The organism is Algibacter sp. L3A6 (genome assembly GCF_009796825.1).
Lineage (GTDB): Bacteria > Bacteroidota > Bacteroidia > Flavobacteriales > Flavobacteriaceae > Algibacter.
The window spans coordinates 2,537,977-2,560,000 of sequence record NZ_CP047030.1; the positions used below are offsets into that span (position 1 = coordinate 2,537,977).

A 22,024-nucleotide genomic window follows, 5' to 3' on the forward strand; every position below is an offset into this window, starting at 1 on the left:
CTATTTTTGTAATAGATTTTCAATACGTTTTAGACGTTCTTCTAAAGATTTTATTTTGTCGTCTTGCGATTTAATAATTTCATTTTGAGAGTTTATTTTTTTGTTAAGCTCCGTGATATATAGAAATTGTTCTTCAATTTTTTCTAAGTTTGTTACGGTAGCTTCAGTAATGTTTAATTTCATACCGTTATTATTAACTTCAGAATATGACTTAACGCCAGGTAGATGACCGTTGAGTTTTACAAAATGTTCTGCTTCATCTAAAGTAATAAATTTATAATTTGAGTTTATTTTAGATTTGCCCTTAAAGTAATCTTCAAATACATAATCGGGATAATTTGCTGTATTGGAAGAAAAACTAAATGCGCTTACTACTCCGGAAGTAACAACCGATGTAATGGCTGTGTTTCCTAATCTTATTTCATTAGAAGCACTTGGGGAAGCTTGGTTTCCAATACCGATTGAGTTGGTTAACCCGTTAATAGTAATATTGTTACCTAGTGCTATGCTGTTTTCTGAACTTCCATTAATTGTCGAGGTATTTCCTATAATTAAGGAATTTAAAGAAGTTCCAGACACTTGGGAATCGTGTCCAATGGCTAAAGACGCAGTTGAATTTCCTAGAACTTGAGTATCTACTCCAATTGCAGTTCCGTCTTCAGATTCACTCTTTGCGTTGTTTCCTATGGCTAATGATGAAGTTTCAGTAGCTGCAGCATCAGAACCTATCGCCATACTTTCTACACCTCTAGAAATAGCATTTTCTCCAATAGCTGTTGCATCTGTTCCACTGGCTTCTGCAATTCTTCCTAATGATAAACTTCTTATACCTGTTGCTGTGGTACCACTTCCAAAAGCTAAAGCTTCTTGAGCGCTTGCAACAGCTTGCTCTCCAAGACTTGTTGATCGGTCTCCAGATGCTACTGTAGAACTGCCTATTGCTACAGAATTCCCAGCTGTTGCAGCGGCTGAGTTTCCTATGGCAACAGAATCTGTTTGAGGTGTTGAAGAACCAGAACCAATAGCAACAGAGTTAGTTCCTGATGCAGCACTATTACTCCCTATTGCCACAGTATCATTATTAGTAGCGCTAGTATTATAGCCTAATGCTGTAGATCTAATAGCCGTTGCTTGAGAGACTGAACCTACGGCGGTAGCATGAGATAAGCTTGCGTCACTCTCTTGACCAATAGCAGTGGAAAAAGAGTCATTACTTGAAGCGTTTCTTCCTATAGAAATAGATCTTGTTCCGGAGGCGTTTGAAAATCGCCCTATAGCAATGGCGTCTTGTTCTGTTGTAGTAGCACTATTCCCAATTGAAATAGTGGCTGTCTCATCTACTTTGGCCGCATTACCTATTGCTATTGCTGATTGGAGATCGTTATTTGTTGCATCTGCGTTTATACCTATAAATATGTTATAGTCACCATTAGTATTAAAGTCACCAGCGCGATAGCCTATGGCTGTGTTTCTACCTCCTAAGTTGTTTTTTAAGGCATCGACACCTATTGCTGTATTTTCTATACCCGTACTATTGGCTTCTAGACTACTAGTTCCAAAAGAAGTGTTTGTAGCATCTAATATTCCGGAAAGGACGTTATTTCTTTTGAAAACAACATCTTGATCGTTTGTAGTTCCTAAAAAGTTTACACTATCATCAATGTTGTTATTACCGCTAATATCCCATCTATTATATTGTAAAAATCTAATCCAGTCTGTTTGAGCATTATCCCAATAATAAAAACCAGAATCATAATCTTTGGCTGTACCAGTAATATTGACTGAAGTTAAGTCATTATTTAAATATACCATCATTGAGTTTTGGTTTCCATCTGGATTTGTAGATGGAAATACATCAATTCTTGGAATTAATAATCCATCATTCGCATTTGGAACAGATGCTGACGTTGCAGTTATATCTAAGGAAGCCTTGGGATCTGTGTTATTTATACCAACTTGGGCGTAATTGTTTAGATAAAACAAAAATGCGATGCATAATATTGCTAAGTTTTTCATAATTAAGAGAGTATATAACAAATCTATAAAAAAGTTTCTTTTTAAGACCCTGATTTTAATTTATTAATTGTCAACTCTTTTAAAAGAATAGTACTTTTTTAGAAATATTAATATGTACTTTATAATTATATGTAGCTTATTTATTTTACACTTTGTTAGTACCAGCGTTTTTTCTTCTTTTTAGAAGCTTCACTTTTTCTACCTTTTTTATGCTTGCTGCCTCCTGTTTTTTGAGACTTATGCACTATTGGCTTTGCTTTTGGATCTAAAGGGTAAGGATGATCGTCTATAACATCAAGTTGCATTTGTATAAGTTGTTGTATAGCGAGTACATAGCTTTTTTCATCGGCAGAACATAAAGAATATGCTATACCTGCTTTTCCTGCTCTAGCCGTTCTACCAATGCGGTGTACATAAGTTTCAGGTATATTTGGTAAATCGAAATTTACAACAGCATCTAAATCACTAATATCAATACCACGGGCAGCAACATCTGTAGCAATTAAAATATTTACTTCGCCTTTCTTAAAACGTAATAAGGCATCTTGTCGAGCAGTTTGACTTTTATCACCATGAAGACTTTCTACTTTATAACCATTTTTAGATAAGGTTTGTTCAAGTTTTTCTACACCAAATTTAGTACGTCTAAAAATGATGATGTTTCCTTTAATAGTATTGCGTAGTAGGTGTAAACCTAATTCTATTTTATTTTGTTTTGGTACAAAATAGAGTAGTTGGTTTACGTTTTTTGAAGTAGAAGAGTTTTGTGCAACTTCTACACGTTCTGGCTCGTTTAATATCGTGTTTGCCAATTGCTCTACCTTATAAGGGATAGTTGCAGAAAACAATAAAATTTGTTTTTCGCTGGTGCAAAGGCGGGCTACTTTTTTAACATCGTCAATAAAGCCCATGTCTAGCATTAAATCGGCTTCATCTAAAACAAGTGTTTCTACATAATCTAAATTTAAAGCATCTTGTTTATGTAAATCTAGTAAACGTCCAGGTGTAGCAATTAGAATGTCTATACCTTTTTTTAACACGTCCTTTTGAGGTTCGATAGGTGCACCGCCAAAAATAACAGAGGTTGTTAAGTTTGTATATGTGCTATAGGTTTTAAAGTTATTCTCTATTTGAATAGCCAACTCGCGAGTAGGACTAATAATTAAAGCTTTAATTTTTTTACCTTTTTTAGGAGCTTCTTGGTTATTAAATAAGCGCTGTAAAATAGGGAGCGCAAAGGCAGCCGTTTTTCCTGTTCCTGTTTGTGCAGAAACAATGACGTCTTTTCCTTCTAAAACCAAAGGGATGGTTTTTTCTTGTACCAAGGTTGGATTGTCGTAACCTGCTTCGGCAACGGCTCTTAAAATTGGGCGATTTAATTGTAAGTCTTTAAATGACATGTATTAATAATTTGCTACAAAGATACTATAAACCGCTTCAGCTTATTTTAAATATGCAGCTAATTTGTTTCTTTTTTTCTCCGGAAGGGCATCATTTTCTATAGCGCGTTTCAGTAAATCTTGGTCTTTTTCTTTAGCGTATAGCAATTGATACATTTGGGTTATGGTTAAAGAGTTTTTAGCTTCTTCTTGTAAAACCATACGGTCTCCTGTTTTTACAAAACCTTCTTTTAGTACTCTAATATAAGAGCCTGGAAATCCATGGTCTATAAATGCCTTAAGTATATTTTGGTCATTAAATTTCACACCCAATTTAAAACAAGGTTCACGAGGTTGCGTTATTTGTACTAAAGCGTCTCCTATTTTATATATGTTGCCTACATAAATTTCCGATTCATCGAAATTAGAAACGGTTAAGTTTTCTCCAAACATACCCCAATTCCATTCTAAATCGGGGTAGCGTCTTTTCCAATAATCATAATGTTTTTCAGAAAAAAGGTAACAAGCTTTAAATAAACCACCATGATATTTTCTATCGGTTACTTCATCGTTATCCACATCGGTTTTGCCAAGAAAAATAGGAGAGGCCGTTGGTGTTTTATAAATACCAGTAACGACTTCCTTTTTGTTCCAAATTATTGTTGTTGGTTTAGCAAGGTTGGTGGCAATAATTTTCATAATTAATAAAACGAATTTATGTTTTGTTAGTAGATGCGTTACGAATTTACTCTAATTTTAATAAGCTTACAAATAAGGTGCGATTTATGTAATTAAGTCAAAATAATCAAAGGTTTACTGAGTATTGCCAAAATCAAATGTTAAATTTGTTCGAATAACTTTAGATGTATATTTATGAGTCAAGTAATCACCTTTGGAGAAGTTTTAATGCGTATTTCACCTCGTGGACACAAAAAATTTATTCAATCTAACATGGTTGAATTTTATTTTGGAGGTACCGAGTTAAATGTGGGTATTTCCATTGCTAATTTTGGAGGTAATGTGAGGCATATTAGTGCGGTATCCGACGATTTTATTGGAGAAACGGCATTGTCTTATATTAATAAATTTGGTGTAGATACCTCGTCTATAAGTTTATCTAAACGTCCGTTAGGTGTTTATTTCTTTGAAGTAGGGGCTGTAATGCGCCCAAGTAATATTTCGTATAATCGTTCACATTCTTCGTTCTCAGAGATTTTACCTTCTATGGTGAATTGGGAACGTGCTTTAGACGATGGAAAATGGTTTCACTGGACGGGAATTACACCTGCATTAACACAAGGAAGTTTTGATACTTTAAAACAAGGGTTAATTTTAGCAAAAGAAAAAGGACTTACTATTTCTGCCGACCCTACATATAGAAGCGGATTATGGAAATATGATAAGGATCCAAAAGAAGCTTTAACAGAATTACTTCATTATTCTACCATTTTTATAGGTGGTATAAATGAAATAAATGAAGTTTTGGGTACTGAATATAATTACTCTAACGAAGCTTTTATTGAAGCGAGTAAACAATTAATAAAAGAATTTCCTTCTATAGAAAAAGTTTGTGATAAAATTAGGACTTCCGTAAACGCATCTTGGCATAAAATACGTGCTAGAATGTGGAATGGTGTTGAATTTAGAGAAACCGAAGATTTAGATATTACACACGTTGTAGATAGAATAGGTACAGGAGATGCTTTTGCAGCTGGACTTATTTATGGTTTACAGAAACTAGACGATGATTATAAAGCCATTGAATTTGCAAGTGCTGCCTGTGCTTTAAAACATACATACGAAGGTGATGTAAATTTAGCAACAGTAAAAGAAGTGATGGGGATTTTAGGTGGAAACAAATCGGGACGTTTAACTAGATAATGTTGGATTTTATTCTGAATGAAATAAAATAAGAATACTTATTTATAATATAAAATGCTAATAGGCTGCTCTTTGGAGTGGCTTTTTTTTGTTTCTAAGGCGAATTGATTTATTGGATTTCTTAATTATTTGAAGGGTATTGAGAGAATATGATAATTATCATAGTTGATTTTTGCTAATTACAATAATTTTATAGTATCAAAATAAGTAGTCATGGAAGTTAAAAAGAACCCACAATTAGAAATTGGTCGTAATAGCAGTTTATATTTCGCTATCGGACTTAATTTGATGTTATTCTTGTCTTGGCAAGCCTTAGAATTTAAGACTTACGATGCGCAAGATGAAATTGCAATGGATGTTTTAGACATGGAAGTAATCTATGAGGACGATATTCCTATTGTAAAAGCAGCTACACCTCCTCCTCCAGCAGCAGCTCCGGTTGTAATTACGCAAACGATTGAGGTAGTAGAAGACCTAGTAGATATTGAAGAAACTGTTTTCGAAAGTACAGAAACAGGACAAGATGATGCCATCTCAGAACACATTGTTGCAGTAGGCGATGTTATTGTAGAGAAAATAGAAGAAGAAGTAGAGGTTGCCTTTGCTGTAATTGAAGATGTACCTATTTTTCCTGGATGCGAAGGTTTAGACAAACAAAAAACTAAAGATTGTTTTCAGAAAAAAATGCAAGAACACGTGGTTAAAAACTTTACTTATCCACAAGCCGCATTAGATATGGGAATTCAAGGTCGTGTATCAGTCATCTTTATTATAGATTCTAAAGGTGTTACTACTAATATTCGTTCTAGAGGTCCGGATAGAATTTTAGAAACTGAGGCAGAGCGTATTATTGGTAAGTTACCAAAAATGCAACCAGGTAAACAACGCGGCAAACCAGTAAAAGTAGCTTATGCCGTGCCAATATTCTTTAAGTACGAGGGCTAATAATAAAAGTCATCTAGTTATAGTCAAGCAGTCTAAAATATTTTTTAGGCTGCTTTTTTTTTGTAAATTACAATTCAGCATAAAAAAAATACAGTTGGGTAATTCAATTTTAAAAAACTCATAGTTCTGTTCGATATTTGTAGTATCAATAATCAAAACACGAACAATTATGGAACAGAGTATTATTAAAATTAGAGGTAGCGATTTAAAACTGATTACTAAAATTTAAGCAAACCAATCTATTAAAAGCAAAGCATGACAAAATCAATAAAATATATTTTAATCACTTTTATCTTAGGGTGTTTGGTGTTTTTAATTGGAAGTTATTTATACAATGGGTTCGAGTATAAAACTTTTAACGATTTACTAACCAGTTTTGTTTTTTATCAGCTTTACGCTTTTGTTTTAGGGTATTCAAATATGTTCTTTTTCGATTACCTCGAACAGAAAAACTGGAAACGAACCGATTATCTAAAACGTATAGGTATTGGTATTGCCGGATCTACAGTAATAACACTAGTTGGTCTCTTTATTATGCGTGCGGTAACAAACGTTTTTTATTTCGGAAACACCTTTAGTGTTTTTTTAGCCAATCAAAAATGGCAAAATTATCAGTTTGGTTTATGGATCACATTAACCATTGTTATTGGGTTTCACGTGGTGTTTTTTTACAACCGCTATCAGCAAAACCGAATAAAAGAACAACAGGTAATCGCAGGTACAGCAAGTGCTAAGTTCGATGCTTTAAAAAATCAATTAGATCCACATTTTCTGTTCAATAGTTTAAATGTATTAAGCAGTTTAATAGAAGAAAACCCGGTAAATGCTCAAAAGTTTACAACCTCATTATCTAAAGTATATCGTTATGTTTTAGAGCAAAAAAGTAAAGAATTAGTAACCGTTAACGAAGAACTTAAATTTGCGAAAACCTATATGTTACTGCTTAAAATGCGTTTTGAAGACAGTATAGTTTTCACAATGCCAGAAACAGCTCAAAACCCAGAAAGCAAAGTGGTACCGCTATCTCTGCAACTATTATTAGAAAACGCGGTAAAGCACAACATGGTAACAAGTAGTAAACCATTGCATATTAAAATTTACGAAAGCAACGGAAATCTGGTAGTAGAAAATAATCTACAACCCAAACAAATAGTAAAAAAGAGTACAGGTGTAGGTTTAAATAATATTAAACAGCGCTACAAACTCTTAACTAGTAAAACAATACACATTAATCAACAAGCGAGCACCTTTGCGGTAAGCATCCCGATGCTCACAAAAAAAACAACAATCATGCACACACATAAATCACAAATAAACGATCAATATTTACGCGCACGCAACCATGTAGACGAGTTAAAAAGTTTTTATTACAGCCTTTTATCCTACTGTTTGGTAATTCCTTTTTTAGTATTTGTAAATTATAAAACCTTCTGGAACGTACAGTGGTTCTGGTTTCCCATGTTTGGTTGGGGTATAGGTTTATGTATTCATGCCTACAGAGTATTCGTGAAGAATGGCCTTTTTGGCAGAAACTGGGAAAAGCGCAAAATGGACGAGTTTATGCGTAACGAACAAAATAAATGGAACTAGAATTTAGTTTTTTACAAACCTTTAAACAAAACATCATGGAAAGAATAGACAATAATAACAATACCGATTTTGAAAAAGAAGACGCTTACCTACGTGCCGAAAAACGAATAAAAGAGCTTAAAGGCTTTTACTCGCATGCCTTTTTCTACGTTGTAATTAATTTCTTTTTAATAGGTATGGTAGCCTTTAATTCAGGGAGCGATTTATGGAGTTTTGGAACCTTTAGCACTGCTTTTTTCTGGGGTATTGGCTTATCTTTTCATGCTTTAGGTGTGTTTGGTAAAAATGCCTTATTCAGTAAAAGTTGGGAAGAACGTAAAGTTCGAGAATACATGCAAAAAGATGAAACCAAATGGGAATAGTATTTAAAAAGCTCAGATTAATTAATTTGAGCGTTACCCAAGGGTCGGGCTTTCCGCTATATCTTTTTTGGGTTAGGGTTTAAATAAAGAGTTGTTGACTCAAAACAGAAGTCTTATTTTTTAAGTAAGTATCGTTTTAAAACACCAAAAAAGGATGCCGCATCAATCCCTAACGCGGGCCAATTAACAAGGTAAAGTATCAATTAAAATGATGTCATGTGTGTTAGCAGAAATAATATGTTATCATTAATCAGAATATAAAAACAAACCTATGAAAGTCATTATTATAGAAGACGAAAAACCATCAGCACGCCGACTTCAACGTCAACTAAAAGTATTAAATATTGAAGCCGAAACCATGCTTCATTCCGTAGAAGAATCGATTGAATGGTTTCAAAATAATCCACATCCCGATTTAATATTTTTAGATATTCAATTAAGCGACGGACTTTCATTCGAAATCTTTGAAACTGTGGAAATTAAAAGCGCTGTAATTTTCACCACAGCTTATGATGAGTATGCTCTGCAAGCCTTTAAATTAAACAGCATTGATTATTTGTTAAAACCCATTGACGACGACGATTTAGAGGTTGCCGTAAAAAAGTATAAAGAACGTGCACCGCAAAAACAAGGCGTTACCTTAGATTTCGACGACATTAAAAAATTACTTGTCAACCCAATAGATCGCGTTTATAAAAAGCGCTTCTCTATAAAAGTAGGCCAGCACCTAAAACTTATTAATATAGATGATATTGAATGTTTTTATAGCGAAAACAAAGGCACTTATGCGCATACTACAGAAGGTAGAAATTACCTGTTAGATAGCACGCTAGATCAATTAGAAGACGAGCTAGAACCACAAACCTTCTTCCGTATAAATCGAAAATTCTTTGTAAACATTAATGCCATAAAAGATATGGTGAGTTACACCAATTCGAGGTTACAAATTAAGTTACGGTCTTACAACGAGCAAGATGTTATTGTGGCACGCGAGCGCGTAAAAGATTTTAAAACCTGGTTGGAGTAGAGTTTATCTTGAAAATAAGATAAGCTTAAGTTATTTCGTTATTAAATCAATCGTTTTAACAATATCACCATTGTAAACAATCTCTAAAGTTGCTTTTTTATTAGATAGTTTTCCAAGGTGTTTAACCTCAATGTTAAATGTGGAGTTAGCATCTACTAAAAAGTGCTCAGTTTTAGATTCTATTTTATAATTATCTTTTCCTGTACCTGTAATTTTAATAGCACTAATAAAACTACCTGTATTACCCTTTTTATTTTTAACGGTAATAGATGTATTACCATTTGTTTGTACTTTTATTTGTTTAGGAGTAACGAGTTCCGAAGCAGTTAGGGTTTTTCCTTTAGGTTTGTCCTTATTATATACCTCCATGTTAAGTTGTCTGCCGCCAGCTCGCTTTGGAGATCCGGCCGCAATATAAATACCTTCACCAGATAAAATAGCTTGAGAGCCATGTCGAGGGTAAAGCATTGGTGCTTTATTTGTCCAAATCCCAGTTTCAGGATTATAGGCTTCTACAATTTTAAAAGCAGGACCTTTTTTCTCGCCTTCGCCACCCATAACATACAACTCGTTGTTAAAAGCCATGATGCCTGGCGCAGCTCTAGGTGTTGGTAAATTATTTTTTAAAGTAGACCATGTTTTTGTGTCAAAATTATAAGTGTCCACAACATCAATTAAGGGAGAAAAAACACCGCCTTCTCCACCAGACTTTCTACCTCCAGCAGCATAGAGTGTATTACCGATAACTGCGGCATGAAAGTGATCTCTTTGTTGAGATGCATTTTGTAAAACCGTCCAGGTGTTTGTTTTGGGATTATAGGTGTCAAACCAATTTACGTAACCACCATCATGGCCTATGGTATTCCCTCCAATTAAATAAAATGCATTGTTGTAAACAACTAAACCTGCACCTCCACGTCTTCGGTTTTCTGGAATTTCAGGACCTTTTATCCATCTATCGGTTGGTGGATGGTATAGCCAAATAGCCTCTTCAGGTATTTCTTTAGGAAAAGCGTTGGTTTTAAATGCACCAATAACCCAAACAAAACCTTGATACAAGGTCGCCTGAAAGTGGTTAAACTCTTTTGGCGCTTTAGTGGTTGCCTTTTTCCAGGTGTTATTTTTAAAATTGTATAATTCTAACGTTTGCGCAGATTCTCTTCCTCCAAAAAGTATAAAGTTATCACCGGCTTGCACAAAAGAGCATTCGTGTCGTGCAGTATAGTTTTCATCTTCATCTTTGTCAATCCATTGATCTGTAATTTTTTTTGAAGTTTGTCCGTTCATTAAAATGGGAGCCAAACAAAACACAAAATAGGCTAGAAGGTTTCTAGAGGAATCAATTTTCTTCATAATTTAAAAATAAAACACATTGCTGATTTTCAAATTTAAGAATAACTAATACTGTTAGGAAATATTATCCTGAGTTTTAGCGAAAAATAATAGCTTGTTAGTAAGAGTATTATGTACGTGTTTTTATATTCTGAAAAGAGCACGCTATGCTCTAAGTTAGTTCGGTTTAAAATTACCGAAAAACTTAAAAGATCTATTTAAACAGGGAATGTAAGTTGAAAAAAGATAAAATGAGAGCGAGTAAATTTAAAAAGGTCTCGTAATACTTAAATGTAATCGTCTTTGTTATTTGTATTAAAATTAACGCTTTTGTAAAAAGGGCAAAAAGCAGTTATACTGGCAAAGGCAAACATAAATGAAATCGCAATAAGGATAATGCCAATAATACCTCTAATTTCACCTAAAAAAAATAAAGATAACAAGAGTATGGCCACAATAAACCTTACGAGTCTATCGAAATTACTCATGTTTTTTTTGAGTTTAATCATAATTATAAAAGTTAGTTCGGTATTTAGGGGAAACAAATTTAACTATTTATTAAGGATAATGAAGCTTTAACTTACGGTTTTATGATGTTTTTTCTCGTTTTTGTTTGTTTAACGGTTTTATTTATAGGTAAGTACGTTGTTTAATCAAGAATGGCTTTAGAAAACAATTACCGCAATAGATTCAATCTGCAAGAAATATTTATATTTTTACTTCATAACATAATAATGTGGAAGTAATTTCTGCGTGGGTTTTCTATTGAAATTTATTTTTTTGAAAACCTTAGTAAAAATAGAACCAATAATTTATTACAATTCAAATAATGAATCTTTTCAATAAACTTTTTAAAAATCAATTAGGGAACGATAATGTTTTTCCAAAAGAAGGTGATGATGGCATTGTAACTATTGAAAATGATAAAATTATTAGCGATGGGAACCATGGTATATATAGCTGTGAGGTGAATTTAAATGATCTGCAATACGCTTACATTGTTATAGGGCAGAACAATTTGGTGAGCCTTTTCCTTTTTGATTATCATCAAAATTATATTCCGGTAAATTATAAAGGATTTAAAAAAGTTTATGAAACATTATCGAGTAGGTTTAAGTTTGATGATGCTGCGTTTTTTGAAAATATCAATAAAAAGGAGAAATTTAAAAAAGTAATATGGAGGAAGCAACAGAGTCCTACATATCAAATTCTAGCAACAGGCTATAATGATTATGCAGTTGGGTTTGAGATTCAATCTCCCAGAAAGCATTTTATAAACTGGAACACCACGTATAGTGAACTCGAGAAAAGTGAGCATGTTTTTTTTCAAAAATCACCTTATAACCAGAACATACTGAAATTTAAATATCAAATACGTATCGGTAATATTCTACTTAACGATTTTGGCTCTTATTTTGATAATAAGCGAAAAGATGTTGCTGTTTTAAACTTCTACACTAACTGTTTTGATAACCTAGGAACGGATAGAAGTTATAATGATTTGAAAGAAACTTTAAAAAGAGATCTAAACTTTGATGATAAAAATTATGGTTATGAAAGAGACGATCAAAAAAACATCTACTTCGACTTAAAAGGAATTAATTTGTCTATTTGCTATACTTACGATAGCGATTGGCTATTTAATGGTGGTTATACCTCTTTATCTATTGAAAATAGAAGGGAATATCCCGAATTATTAATGGATATCGATTATGAAAAACGTTTAACAATTTCTGAAGCGTTAGTGTTTGATAAAAAAGTAGGAATACCTACAGATTATAAACGCCATGTAAGGATAAGGCGTAGACCAAAGGAAATTAGTGAAGTGTTTAATGAAAGTGCTGTAATTTGGGTAGATAGAGAAAATGAAAAGATAGGTTTTTCTTCTAATGAATTTGCTCAAGTATTTAGCACAAACGAAATAGAATCGTTTTGTGTGCAGAACGTGCTACCTGCAAAAGGTAGTGGAGGTGCGTATCTTGAAATTGTACTTAATAACGGAAAGCATAATTATGCAATTTTTAATCAAGCATGTTCATTTTTTGATGCTTATGCCGAACAAATTGAAAAGCTAACAGGGAAGAAGTTGGTCTTTGCTGAAGCGTATCACGATTGCTAGTTTTATTCGCATTGAAAGTTTTGTTCCGAATTTCTTCAAAATAAAAACATTGAAAAACTATTAAGAATCTAAAGTTTTTATCATTAAAATGATATCGGTTACAAATTAAATCAATAGCATTAATCGATTATAGAGTTCTGAAATATATTTGAGGCACGAACCATTAAATAAATTTTATGACTTTACAAGACTATATTAATTTAGTACTTTCCGTATTAGGTGTTTTTTCAATAATAATTATTATAACTAGAATTTTCGGTTTAAGAACTTTTGCTAAAATGTCTAGTTTCGACTTTGCATCAACCATTGCAGTTGGATCTATTTTAGCCTCCATTATAATGAATAGTAATTATTCTTTAGGTAAAGGAGCTGTTGCATTAATCGCTATTATTGGTTTTCAAACCTTGTTCTCTTATCTGGTTAGAAAAATAGATTTCTTTAAAAATCTATTTACAAATAAGCCTCAAATTATTATGTGGAATGGTAAAATTCTTCATAGAAAACTGAAGGCGTGTAATGTTGGTGAAGACGATTTAATAGCGAAACTGAGAGAGGCAAATGTACACGACTTTAATGAGGTGAAAGCGGTTATTTTTGAAAGTACTGGTGATATTTCTGTAATTCATAATAACGAACAAAAACCTGTTGATGCTGAGGTATTGGTAGATGTGAGTAAAGAAGGATTGAATTGGAATAATTAAAGACGTATAATTAAGGAAAGTAACTGTTTGAGTTTTATTTATTGCAAAGACTATTGCTTGAATTAAAGTATCTTTGTTAGTAAGAACGTGCATATTGAATAAACACTTAAACAATGTAGAGCTATTTTTAAGAGGCTCCAATTTATATAGAGGTATTAGGCTAACTACTGCAGTGGTTACACCTTTGGTTATTATGTATATTTTGGGGTATGCTGAGTGGGCTCCATCTGTAGTGGTTGGTGTGTTTTTAAATGCACCAGGAGACATTCCGGGGAGTTTAAAAAGAAAGGTAAATGCCATTTTAATTAGTATTGGCTTAACCATGCTGGTTACTTGCACAATACTGTTTTTTAAGCCTTACTTAGTGGCTTTACTCATTGCTATCACTATTATATCTTTTGTGGTTTCTCTTATATCGGTGTATGGCTTTAGAGCTTCGTTAGTTTCTTTTTCTGGTTTATTATCCATGGTGCTGGCGCTTGCAGTTCAAAAAGAAAGTCCTCAAGAGATTTTTAATCATATCGGGCTTATGGGCATTGGTGGGCTTTGGTACTTATTGATATCCTTCACCTTTCAGAAATTAGCACCTAAAAAAGATAATAATCAATTACTATCTGATACGCTAGCGCTTATTGGAGAATATTTAAAATTAAGAGCGCGATTATTAACTAAGAAGAATAAACGTGAAACGCTTATAAAAGAAGCCTTAGTACTGCAAACACAGATTAACGAAAAGCACGAAACTTTAAGAGAGGTGCTCTACGTTGAAAGAAAGAAATCTGGTCGTTCTCACTATGATGAAAAGCAACTATTAATATTTATATCGACCATAAATATATTCGAACTTATTGAAGCAAAGCATCTAGATTATAATGAAATTGATAGATTGTTTCTTGATAGGAAAGACTTTCTGAAAGCATCTAAGAATTTGAATAAAGTGTTGGGTAATCATTTGATAAAATTATCAGATTTGCTTATTCAAAAACGAAAAATTCCTAATAAGAATGTTTTGTTGGAGGCACTAGCTAAAGCTAATGATGCAATTTCGGATTATGTGGATGATGTTACTCTTCCAAAAGCAAGAGAAGGCGCATTAGTTTTAAAAAACCTATATGATTATCAAGAATTATTACTAGAAGAAGTAAGAGCTATTCGACGTGTTATGGCCAATGTAAGAGAGGCTTCTAAGGTGTCGTTAAAAAGACAAGATGCTAGTCAGTTTTTAACGCTGCAAGAATATAGGTTAAATGTTATTATTCAAAACCTTAGTTTTAGTTCTAATTTATTTCGGCATGCTCTGCGTTTTACCGTAGCAGTATTGTTTGCTTTTATACTAGGTACTGTTTTAGAAATCCATAATACGTATTGGATAGTTTTGACCATTTTGGTAATTATGCGCCCTAATTATGGTTTAACCAAAGAGCGTTCTAAAGATCGTATTATTGGCACACTTATAGGAGCCTCTGTTGCAATTAGTATTGTGCTATTAACACAAAATGTTATTGTTTACGCCACATTAGCTATTGTATCACTCATTTTTGCATTCGCATTAATTCAGGAGAATTATAAATTTGCGGCGGCGTTAATTACAATCAATGTTATTTTTGTTTACTCGCTTATAAACCCGAATGCTTTCGAAGTTATACAATATCGTGTTATAGATACTATTATAGGAGCAATTATTGCTATAGTAGCGAACTATTTATTATGGCCAAGTTGGGAGGTTAACAATTTAAAAGATGTACTTCATGATGCAGTAAAGAAAAATACATGTTATTTACTTGCTACAAAAGATTTATACCACGCTAAAAAACAGAACCAATTGGCTTATAAAGTCGCTAGAAAAGATGCTTTTTTAGCAATAAGTAATTTAAATGCGGCTTTTCAAAGGTTAACACAAGATCCTAAATCTAAACAAAGGGAATTTCAACTTATATATAGTTTAGTCACTCTAAATCAAACTATGGTTTCTGCTACAGCCTCTATAGGTAGTTTTATTGTTAATCATAAAACGACTTCAGCTTCTAAAGAATTTGATGTTATGGTTCTTAAAATAGCAGATACATTGCAAATGTCTTGTGCTTTATTAGAAGGTAAGCCTATTATCAAACAAAGTGATGCGGAGTCGATTAAAGAAGCAGAAGATGTACTATTAAAAACGTTTCAGCATCTTTCTCATAAAAGAGATAAAAATATTAAAAAAGGTAATACCGAAATTAGTACTAGAGATATGCACCACTTGCAGGAAGCTTATTTAATACCAAATCAACTTATTTGGTTAAAATCATTATCTGAAAATTTAAAACGAGCCACACGAAAATATATTGAAGCGATTTAGGTTGTTTTTTTTAAATCCTAGTTTCTCTTTATACTATTAAATAAATACAATTAAAAAGCCACTTTCTAAATTTATAGAAAGTGGCTTTTTAATATTTGGTTCGAGGTTATCTGATTGACTTTTCAAAACTATTCATCAATCCAACCCATAATAGCATTAGCTACAAATCTAGGTTCTGGAGGTAACGAGTAAATATCTTTCTCGTAGTTTTTATTGTAAGGAGAGATATTCATAATATTTCCATCCACTACTAAGGTGCTACTTCCTCCTGGATCAAATCCCATAGCTTTATCCATACCATATTTTAAAAGAATATCAACCATATCGAAATGAGTAGCCCCAACCGATTCTCTAATTCTTCCATTAACCATAAGCACCATAAGCTTACCTTCTTTTGTAATACCTACGGCAATTTTTGGTCCGCGCATATCTGTGAAATCTAACCTAGCGGCTTGTGTTTTAATAGAGTTAGAGGTTTTCCAACCTTCATCTTCCATATTTAAAATTTGCTTTCCGCCGTCTATTAGCATAGGGCCAGCTTCGATAGCATACGAAATCTCATTCCATTTAAAAGGATTGGTTTCTGGCTCTAAAAGTTGAATGTCTAAAGGTATGCCTTCTTTAAACATGGTGTTAGAGAAAATTTTAGAAGGAATGGATAAAGTAATACCGACGGAAATAGCGGGAACAGATTCACCTGCTTTCGTTTTAATAATTTGTTTTACAGTATTTCCTGCAATTCTGATAATAACATTTCCATTTCCTTTAAAGGTTTCTTCAGAATAAGATAAATCGTAAAAGCAAGCCTCGGAATCGCTATGCTTGTTATAATTATTCGCACTAAGAACAATATTTTTTTGTTTACCTTTTACAATTAAACCAGCTTCACAATTTACTTTCCTGATATCAACATCACCATTTTTATAAATTATAAAGGCTGGTTTGTTAAATAATGGCGGACAAAACACTTTATTGTCCATAATCAATAAACCTAAAGGAGAACCAATATAGGTTTCAGGTAGTCCAAGTTTGCCAACTAACTCAGGATTTAAAATATAGCCACCATTCCAGGCGAGTTCTATTTTATTAGGATTTTTACTTTTCTTCTTATATTCCTTAATTAGAGCAGGTACATTTTTAGGTTCTTTATTTGCAATATGTGCTGCAAATTTCCATTTATGCTGTTTGGTATCAATTTCGGCTAATACACCACTCCAAGGTAAACCATCGCTATAAACACCACCTGCGAAAGAAGATTTCACTTTTTCTGCAGTTTTAGTTTCTTTCAAACCTTCTTTTATTTGCTCAAGAAGTTTAATAATTGGCGTTCCGTTTTCTATGGCATCAGTAGAAATTATTTTAAATAACTCTTTTTCTCCAATAGTATTTTTTAGTTCGGTAAAATCATCGCTTTTTAAAGCTAAGTTAAAATCTTTTGCGGTTTGAATTGGAGTAGGGTAGGCCAAAGTAGTTCGGACAGCTGCTGGTACAAATTGAATAAAACCACTATCTTTTGGTATGCCCATAATTTTGGCAGTCATTTCATATAAAACCTTACCAATATGGAAGTGATCAATTTCTATAATGTCAGTCATCATAGCAGAATATTCACCGTTGGTTATTAAAAAACCATTTGCTTCTTTGATGTCTCTTAAAATTTTGATGGCTTTTGGTCCCATTTGCGGAAAATGTACACCTTCCGACCATTGTTTCGTTTCAACTATTTGAACAACGCCTGCTTTATATAGTAAACCCAATTCTGGTTCTTTACCACTTTCTAAATATTCTTTAATGTTTGCACTAGAAAACCACTTGGTTATTCTTGGCTCATGGATAAATATATATATCTTTTCTAGAGAATCTACGCTGCCTTGTAGAACTTTTTCTGTAAGTTCCTCTTCTATAGTTAATTTTAATTGAGCACGAATGGGCTGTAGAACAAAATATTCTAACTCATGCTTAATGTATCGTCCAGGGAAATACCCTTTGGGAACATTCTTCTTTAAATTGGTTGTTAGTATTTTTCGATCATCTATACCTAAGTATTTACTGTTGGTTAATTGAAAAAGAGCCAATTCCCAATCTGCAAAAAACTGTGGAGCCAAAGTTAAATCGGCTAAATGTTGAGGTTTAAAAATATCATTATAAATCATATTCACTAAGCCTGTTACTTCCTGATATGTAAAAGCCTGATATGCAAAAGATTTTTTGTTTCTATGTCTGTAGGTTAGCGCATGATCATGTCTGGTTGAAATTTCACCATCTACATATTTAAAAATATCATCAATTGCATTGTAGTATTTATGGATCTGTTGCAAATTAGTGTTTACTAAATCCGGAATATCGTTTTCCATCATTCTAGCATAGCGCATTACTTTTCCTTTTACAAGCTGCTCTTCAACTCTAAAAAAACTAGGGTCTATTAAAGATTTTAAATACAGCATAAAAGACAAGCGCCCATAGCCTGGTAAATAATGTCTTGTTTTTTTGTTTAGAATAACGTTTAAATCTTCGTTTTCAAATTCAACCGATTTTTTATACGCCTTTAATAAGGTAACAACTTGCGTATTATCTTCACTGCCTAAGGCATCTAGTTGTAAACACATGCGCTCAATAATATATCGCATGTTTTTTTCTAACGATTCGATGCTGTAACGTTTATTAATTACGCTTCGGTTATGTGTAACATCTACCATTCGGTTTTGTGGATAAAACACGTGGTCGCATATTTTCTCGGCTAGTAATTTAGGGACTTTAGAGCCTTTAAATTCTAAAACGTTTAAACGTAGAGATTCATCTAAATGTCTACCAATTACTTGGTCGTAAACTTCCCTTGGTTCATATTGTCTACAAAATATGGGTGTTCCACAAGCTGCAGCTTCTATAATGGGTAAGCCACGTCCTTCGGTTTGGCTTGGTAATAAAATTAGAGAAGCAACATCGTATAGTTGTTCAATATTTAAAGGTTTCTTGTATTTTTTCTTAAACTCGTTTTTATCAAATTCACTAAATAGAAAGCCGAGTAATACACGAGATTTGTATTCCTTTGGAAGTTCCTTAAGGAAATTTGTAAAATCTCCTTTTAAATCGCGATAGTAATTTTGCTGGCCATGAGGAATAGGACCAGAAACTATGAGTGATAATTTTAACTGCGGATTAGTAGAAAATTTCTCAGCAAAGGAGTCGTAAGAAAACAAACGTTTAATAAGCTTAAAGTTAAGCTCAATAGATTTTCTACTAATTACTCGTGTAGGTTGTAGAAATACGATGTTATTATTTACAAAATCAAAATTTTTAATAGTTTTATGTCCTAAAAGTATTGGTTTTAGTGAGCGTTCACTGTCTTTATGGTGAGCAGCAGTATGTACGGTAATGGTGTCTTTTTCATTAGCAAAAATGGTAGATACTTGCATAAACGCTTTTATAATATCACGTTTACTCATTTGGTGCATTTTGGTATCTACAGCAGTCCCGAGTAAGGCTACATTTGCAGGGTTATGACCATTAATATTAATAAGATGCTCTTGCTGCATTTTATTAATATTTACATTCATCCACGAACGACTTTCCCATGGGTAAACCATTTCTATAACAGAGAAAAATTCGCCAATATGTGCATTATGAAAAAAGAAATCTCTCGGGCCTTTTTTTAAGCCTTTCTTTGCAATGTCTTCCTTTCTATTTCCGCCTTCCCAATAAAAGTCATGATTGTTGTTTATTACAGGAATACCTAAATATTCCGAAATTAAAACTGTGGCAAGCGCCAGTGAAACATTTCCAGGATTCGAGCAAACATTAATGAGATACAACAGCGAAATATCGTTTTCCTCAATGTAGCTACCCAGTTTTTCGACTAAAACTAAAACCTCTTTCCAGAATTTCCCAATAAGTGCATTGTAAGCCTCACTGCCACGTTCCATTTTTATATTAAAGAAATCTTCGTATAGCGGCCAAGCATCAAAGGCTTCCATTTCTGGAATTACTTTTTTAAAAGCGCTACTTGGGATTAGCTCATCTGCTTCATCCTTTATATCTCCAGCAATAAAGTGGATGGGTATACCGGGATAAATATTTTTAAAGATTTTGGCATATTTTTCCGTTTCTACCGTAATACCATCTATGGTAAAGTAAAAGGTAAGAAACGCAACACCACCTTTTTCAATTTCAGCATCGAAAGTAGAAGCCTTTCCTTTAAAGGCAGATGCTAAATTTTGTTCTTTAAATTTATCAATAAATAAACCGAGGTCAAACCAAGTATTTATTTTTTCATTTCTTAATGTATTTAATATGTTAGGTATTTTCGCTGTTTTATTATTAATCATTATTTGTTTTTAAAATTTAAATAGACTGCTTAATTTTTCTTCTAGTACATCATACGAAAAATACTTTTTTCCTATCTCAAAGTTATATTCACCAATTTCTAAACAACGTTGTGGGTTGTATATAATGTCAGACATCTGTTGCACGCTATCCGGAGTTAAGTTGCCATCTTCAATCATTACGGTTTCAAAGCCTTTATTACCAATGTCCTGCATGTAAACCGGTTTGTAGTTATTTACAAAAATTGGTTTTTTGGCAAGTACGGTTTCTACAAAAGCATTCCCAAAACCTTCGTAAGTACTAAAATAAGTTGCAGCTCTACCGTGGGCATAAACGTCCGATAGGTCTTTGTGATCTAAAACCTTATCTGCAGCAAATATTATTTGGCTCGATAAATTAAGTTGATGTATCTGGTCTATTAATTCATTGTAATATTCCTTATTTTCATCATCATTATTATTCCCAGTAATAACAAGTTTTAGTTTTTTATCATCCAGTTTATCAATTAAAGAAATGGCAGTCTCAATACCTTTACGTCTCACAATACGGGTAACTTGCAAAAGGGCAATTTCATCTTCGGTAATACCTAAGTCTTTAAGGAAAAACTGATTTTCTGGAGTTGGCACGCCGTAAATGCGATTAAAATCCATAACATTCGGCACTAAAGTAGCATCTATGTTAAATCTATTTTTAAACGTTTCAACACCAAACGTATTAATAACGGCATGTTTTACATCAGGCAATAACAACGGAAAATTATCATCTACATATTGGTTAATTTCCGGATGAGCCGATACATAGCGCTCACCACGTTCCCAGTGAAAATCATGATCATGAGTTACAATAGGTAGGCCTGTAGTTTTAATCAGTTTTTTAATGGCAACCCCCATAGAAAGGTGGCAGGGTAGTGCCGATGCGTTTTCAGAAAGTAAAACCTCAATCTTTTTGTCAGCCACCCATTTAACCATGGCATCATGAATCATGTTCGAAGCACTCTCAACATGTTCCAACAATGGTCCTGGATCTTTATCCGGTTCATAAAAAGCTTTGCGTTGTCCCCATTCAGCCTCTACCGAAAAAAAGGATAAAGCAGGAAACAAGTAATCATGATCGTAATCCATAGTCCACGACTCAAATTCTCCAGACATAATAAACACCTCATGTCCCAATTTTTTTAATACATCAATCCATTTCTCAGTTTCTAGCGCAACACCGTCCACGCCGCCAATTCTACCAATAATAATACCTATTCGCATGTTCTATAAATAAAGGTTCGTATCCTTTAAATATAGACTATAGCTCAAAAAATTAAAAGGTTTTCAGTCAGAGCCTTGTTTAAATTATCACTTCAAAAATTTAAGCTACCATAAATTATGTGTTTTTAAATTTAAACCTCTAATCTAGGTAAATTGATAATTGAATATTTTGAGTTTATCATAAAATGTTGTGTTTTAATTATCTTTTTATGTGTTTTCGTAATTAAAATTTAAGTTTTAAAGAAAAACTGTAAAAAAGGAATAAATTGGTTGAGTTAGGTTTTTATTAGGGCGTTACTCTAACTACACCTTTAGTGGTATAGCTAGAGTCGGGCTTTCACTACTCGCTTTTTTGTGTTGCATAGGCGCAACCACACAAAAAGAGCTCAAACATGCCGTTCAATCCCTAACGCAGGGCTAGTTTGCAGAATCTCTTTTTAAACCAAAATATAGTTTTAGTTTACAAAACGTATAATGCTATATAATAGGAGTAAACTAAAATAGGGAAGAAGTACTATCGAATTAATAAACACCTATTATATGTAGGTAGACATAAAAAGGGAAACAATAAAATAGTTGTACCTATATATAAGGTAGTAAATAATATCAAAACTAAAATAAACGCATGTCTCTCTATATAAGGATAAATTGAGTTATCATTTTATTTACCTGAAATTTAAAAAAAAATGACACCTATTAGTTCTAACCAGACTTAAAAAAAGGAACAAAAAATACAGTAGTATATCAAAAAACATAAT

The 22,024-nt window shown here is 33.0% G+C and carries 15 protein-coding genes; 8 read left to right on the forward strand and 7 right to left on the reverse strand.

All coding sequences use genetic code 11. The features are described from left to right. The 3 genes from GQR98_RS10735 to GQR98_RS10745 all read right to left on the reverse strand — a co-directional run bounded on the left by GQR98_RS10735 (position 1) and on the right by GQR98_RS10745 (position 4,094). Positions 1-2,016, reverse strand: coding sequence for a hypothetical protein (locus GQR98_RS10735; protein ID WP_159019493.1), 2,016 nt, complete (start codon positions 2,014-2,016; stop codon positions 1-3). A 155-nt stretch (positions 2,017-2,171) separates the two neighbouring features. Beyond that, a complete protein-coding gene (locus tag GQR98_RS10740) occupies positions 2,172-3,416 on the reverse strand; it encodes a DEAD/DEAH box helicase (protein ID WP_159019494.1) in 1,245 nt (414 codons plus the stop codon). A gap of 42 nt (positions 3,417-3,458) precedes the next feature. After that, positions 3,459-4,094 carry an MOSC domain-containing protein gene (locus tag GQR98_RS10745; RefSeq protein WP_159019495.1) on the reverse strand — a complete coding sequence of 212 codons (636 nt, stop codon included), beginning with the start codon at positions 4,092-4,094 and terminating at the stop codon, positions 3,459-3,461. A 174-nt stretch (positions 4,095-4,268) separates the two neighbouring features. On the opposite strand from GQR98_RS10745, the gene GQR98_RS10750 reads away from it, so the two are divergent. The 5 genes from GQR98_RS10750 to GQR98_RS10770 all read left to right on the forward strand — a co-directional run bounded on the left by GQR98_RS10750 (position 4,269) and on the right by GQR98_RS10770 (position 9,200). Beyond that, positions 4,269-5,276, forward strand: a complete 1,008-nt coding sequence (locus tag GQR98_RS10750) for a sugar kinase (RefSeq protein WP_159019496.1) — start codon at positions 4,269-4,271, stop codon at positions 5,274-5,276. A 213-nt stretch (positions 5,277-5,489) separates the two neighbouring features. After that, positions 5,490-6,221, forward strand: a complete 732-nt coding sequence (locus GQR98_RS10755; protein WP_159019497.1) for an energy transducer TonB — start codon at positions 5,490-5,492, stop codon at positions 6,219-6,221. Between the two features lie 255 nt (positions 6,222-6,476). Beyond that, positions 6,477-7,811, forward strand: a complete 1,335-nt coding sequence (locus GQR98_RS10760) for a histidine kinase (protein ID WP_159019498.1) — start codon at positions 6,477-6,479, stop codon at positions 7,809-7,811. A gap of 35 nt (positions 7,812-7,846) precedes the next feature. Next, complete coding sequence (locus GQR98_RS10765; RefSeq protein WP_159019499.1) at positions 7,847-8,173, forward strand: 2TM domain-containing protein; 327 nt, start codon at positions 7,847-7,849, stop codon at positions 8,171-8,173. Between the two features lie 271 nt (positions 8,174-8,444). Continuing rightward, entirely contained in the window at positions 8,445-9,200 is a 756-nt protein-coding gene (locus tag GQR98_RS10770; RefSeq protein WP_159019500.1) for a LytR/AlgR family response regulator transcription factor, read from the forward strand. 30 nt (positions 9,201-9,230) lie between these two features. On the opposite strand, the gene GQR98_RS10775 is transcribed toward GQR98_RS10770, so the two are convergent. Next, the gene (locus GQR98_RS10775; protein ID WP_159019501.1) at positions 9,231-10,553 is read right to left on the reverse strand and encodes a Kelch repeat-containing protein; all 1,323 of its coding nucleotides are present in this window, start codon (positions 10,551-10,553) and stop codon (positions 9,231-9,233) included. 266 nt (positions 10,554-10,819) lie between these two features. Then, complete coding sequence (locus tag GQR98_RS19355) at positions 10,820-11,041, reverse strand: YgaP-like transmembrane domain (RefSeq protein ID WP_159019502.1); 222 nt, start codon at positions 11,039-11,041, stop codon at positions 10,820-10,822. A gap of 320 nt (positions 11,042-11,361) precedes the next feature. On the opposite strand from GQR98_RS19355, the gene GQR98_RS10785 reads away from it, so the two are divergent. The 3 genes from GQR98_RS10785 to GQR98_RS10795 all read left to right on the forward strand — a co-directional run bounded on the left by GQR98_RS10785 (position 11,362) and on the right by GQR98_RS10795 (position 15,690). Continuing rightward, the gene (locus tag GQR98_RS10785) at positions 11,362-12,651 is read left to right on the forward strand and encodes a hypothetical protein (protein ID WP_159019503.1); all 1,290 of its coding nucleotides are present in this window, start codon (positions 11,362-11,364) and stop codon (positions 12,649-12,651) included. Between the two features lie 176 nt (positions 12,652-12,827). After that, positions 12,828-13,352 (forward strand): DUF421 domain-containing protein, encoded by a 525-nt coding sequence (locus GQR98_RS10790; RefSeq protein ID WP_159019504.1) that lies wholly within the window; start codon positions 12,828-12,830, stop codon positions 13,350-13,352. A gap of 94 nt (positions 13,353-13,446) precedes the next feature. Beyond that, positions 13,447-15,690 carry an FUSC family protein gene (locus GQR98_RS10795; protein ID WP_233267995.1) on the forward strand — a complete coding sequence of 748 codons (2,244 nt, stop codon included), beginning with the start codon at positions 13,447-13,449 and terminating at the stop codon, positions 15,688-15,690. 128 nt (positions 15,691-15,818) lie between these two features. Here the strand turns inward: GQR98_RS10795 and GQR98_RS10800 are convergent, their stop codons facing one another. Together GQR98_RS10800 and GQR98_RS10805 are read right to left on the reverse strand one after the other, a co-directional pair. Continuing rightward, a complete protein-coding gene (locus tag GQR98_RS10800; protein ID WP_159019505.1) occupies positions 15,819-20,012 on the reverse strand; it encodes a phosphodiester glycosidase family protein in 4,194 nt (1,397 codons plus the stop codon). A gap of 9 nt (positions 20,013-20,021) precedes the next feature. Beyond that, positions 20,022-21,266 carry a glycosyltransferase gene (locus tag GQR98_RS10805; RefSeq protein WP_159019506.1) on the reverse strand — a complete coding sequence of 415 codons (1,245 nt, stop codon included), beginning with the start codon at positions 21,264-21,266 and terminating at the stop codon, positions 20,022-20,024. Positions 21,267-22,024 lie beyond the last annotated feature (758 nt).

Bases quoted from the DNA above. Each gene is read 5' to 3' on its own strand.
- GQR98_RS10765 (WP_159019499.1), top strand. From the start codon at position 7,847: ATGGAAAGAATAGACAATAATAACAATACCGATTTTGAAAAAGAAGAC.
- GQR98_RS10735 (WP_159019493.1), bottom strand. From the start codon at position 2,016: ATGAAAAACTTAGCAATATTATGCATCGCATTTTTGTTTTATCTAAAC.
- GQR98_RS10805 (WP_159019506.1), bottom strand. From the start codon at position 21,266: ATGCGAATAGGTATTATTATTGGTAGAATTGGCGGCGTGGACGGTGTT.
- GQR98_RS10790 (WP_159019504.1), top strand. From the start codon at position 12,828: ATGACTTTACAAGACTATATTAATTTAGTACTTTCCGTATTAGGTGTT.
- GQR98_RS10775 (WP_159019501.1), bottom strand. From the start codon at position 10,553: ATGAAGAAAATTGATTCCTCTAGAAACCTTCTAGCCTATTTTGTGTTT.
- GQR98_RS10800 (WP_159019505.1), bottom strand. From the start codon at position 20,012: ATGATTAATAATAAAACAGCGAAAATACCTAACATATTAAATACATTA.
- GQR98_RS10750 (WP_159019496.1), top strand. From the start codon at position 4,269: ATGAGTCAAGTAATCACCTTTGGAGAAGTTTTAATGCGTATTTCACCT.
- GQR98_RS10745 (WP_159019495.1), bottom strand. From the start codon at position 4,094: ATGAAAATTATTGCCACCAACCTTGCTAAACCAACAACAATAATTTGG.
- GQR98_RS10770 (WP_159019500.1), top strand. From the start codon at position 8,445: ATGAAAGTCATTATTATAGAAGACGAAAAACCATCAGCACGCCGACTT.
- GQR98_RS10785 (WP_159019503.1), top strand. From the start codon at position 11,362: ATGAATCTTTTCAATAAACTTTTTAAAAATCAATTAGGGAACGATAAT.
- GQR98_RS19355 (WP_159019502.1), bottom strand. From the start codon at position 11,041: ATGATTAAACTCAAAAAAAACATGAGTAATTTCGATAGACTCGTAAGG.
- GQR98_RS10740 (WP_159019494.1), bottom strand. From the start codon at position 3,416: ATGTCATTTAAAGACTTACAATTAAATCGCCCAATTTTAAGAGCCGTT.
- GQR98_RS10755 (WP_159019497.1), top strand. From the start codon at position 5,490: ATGGAAGTTAAAAAGAACCCACAATTAGAAATTGGTCGTAATAGCAGT.
- GQR98_RS10760 (WP_159019498.1), top strand. From the start codon at position 6,477: ATGACAAAATCAATAAAATATATTTTAATCACTTTTATCTTAGGGTGT.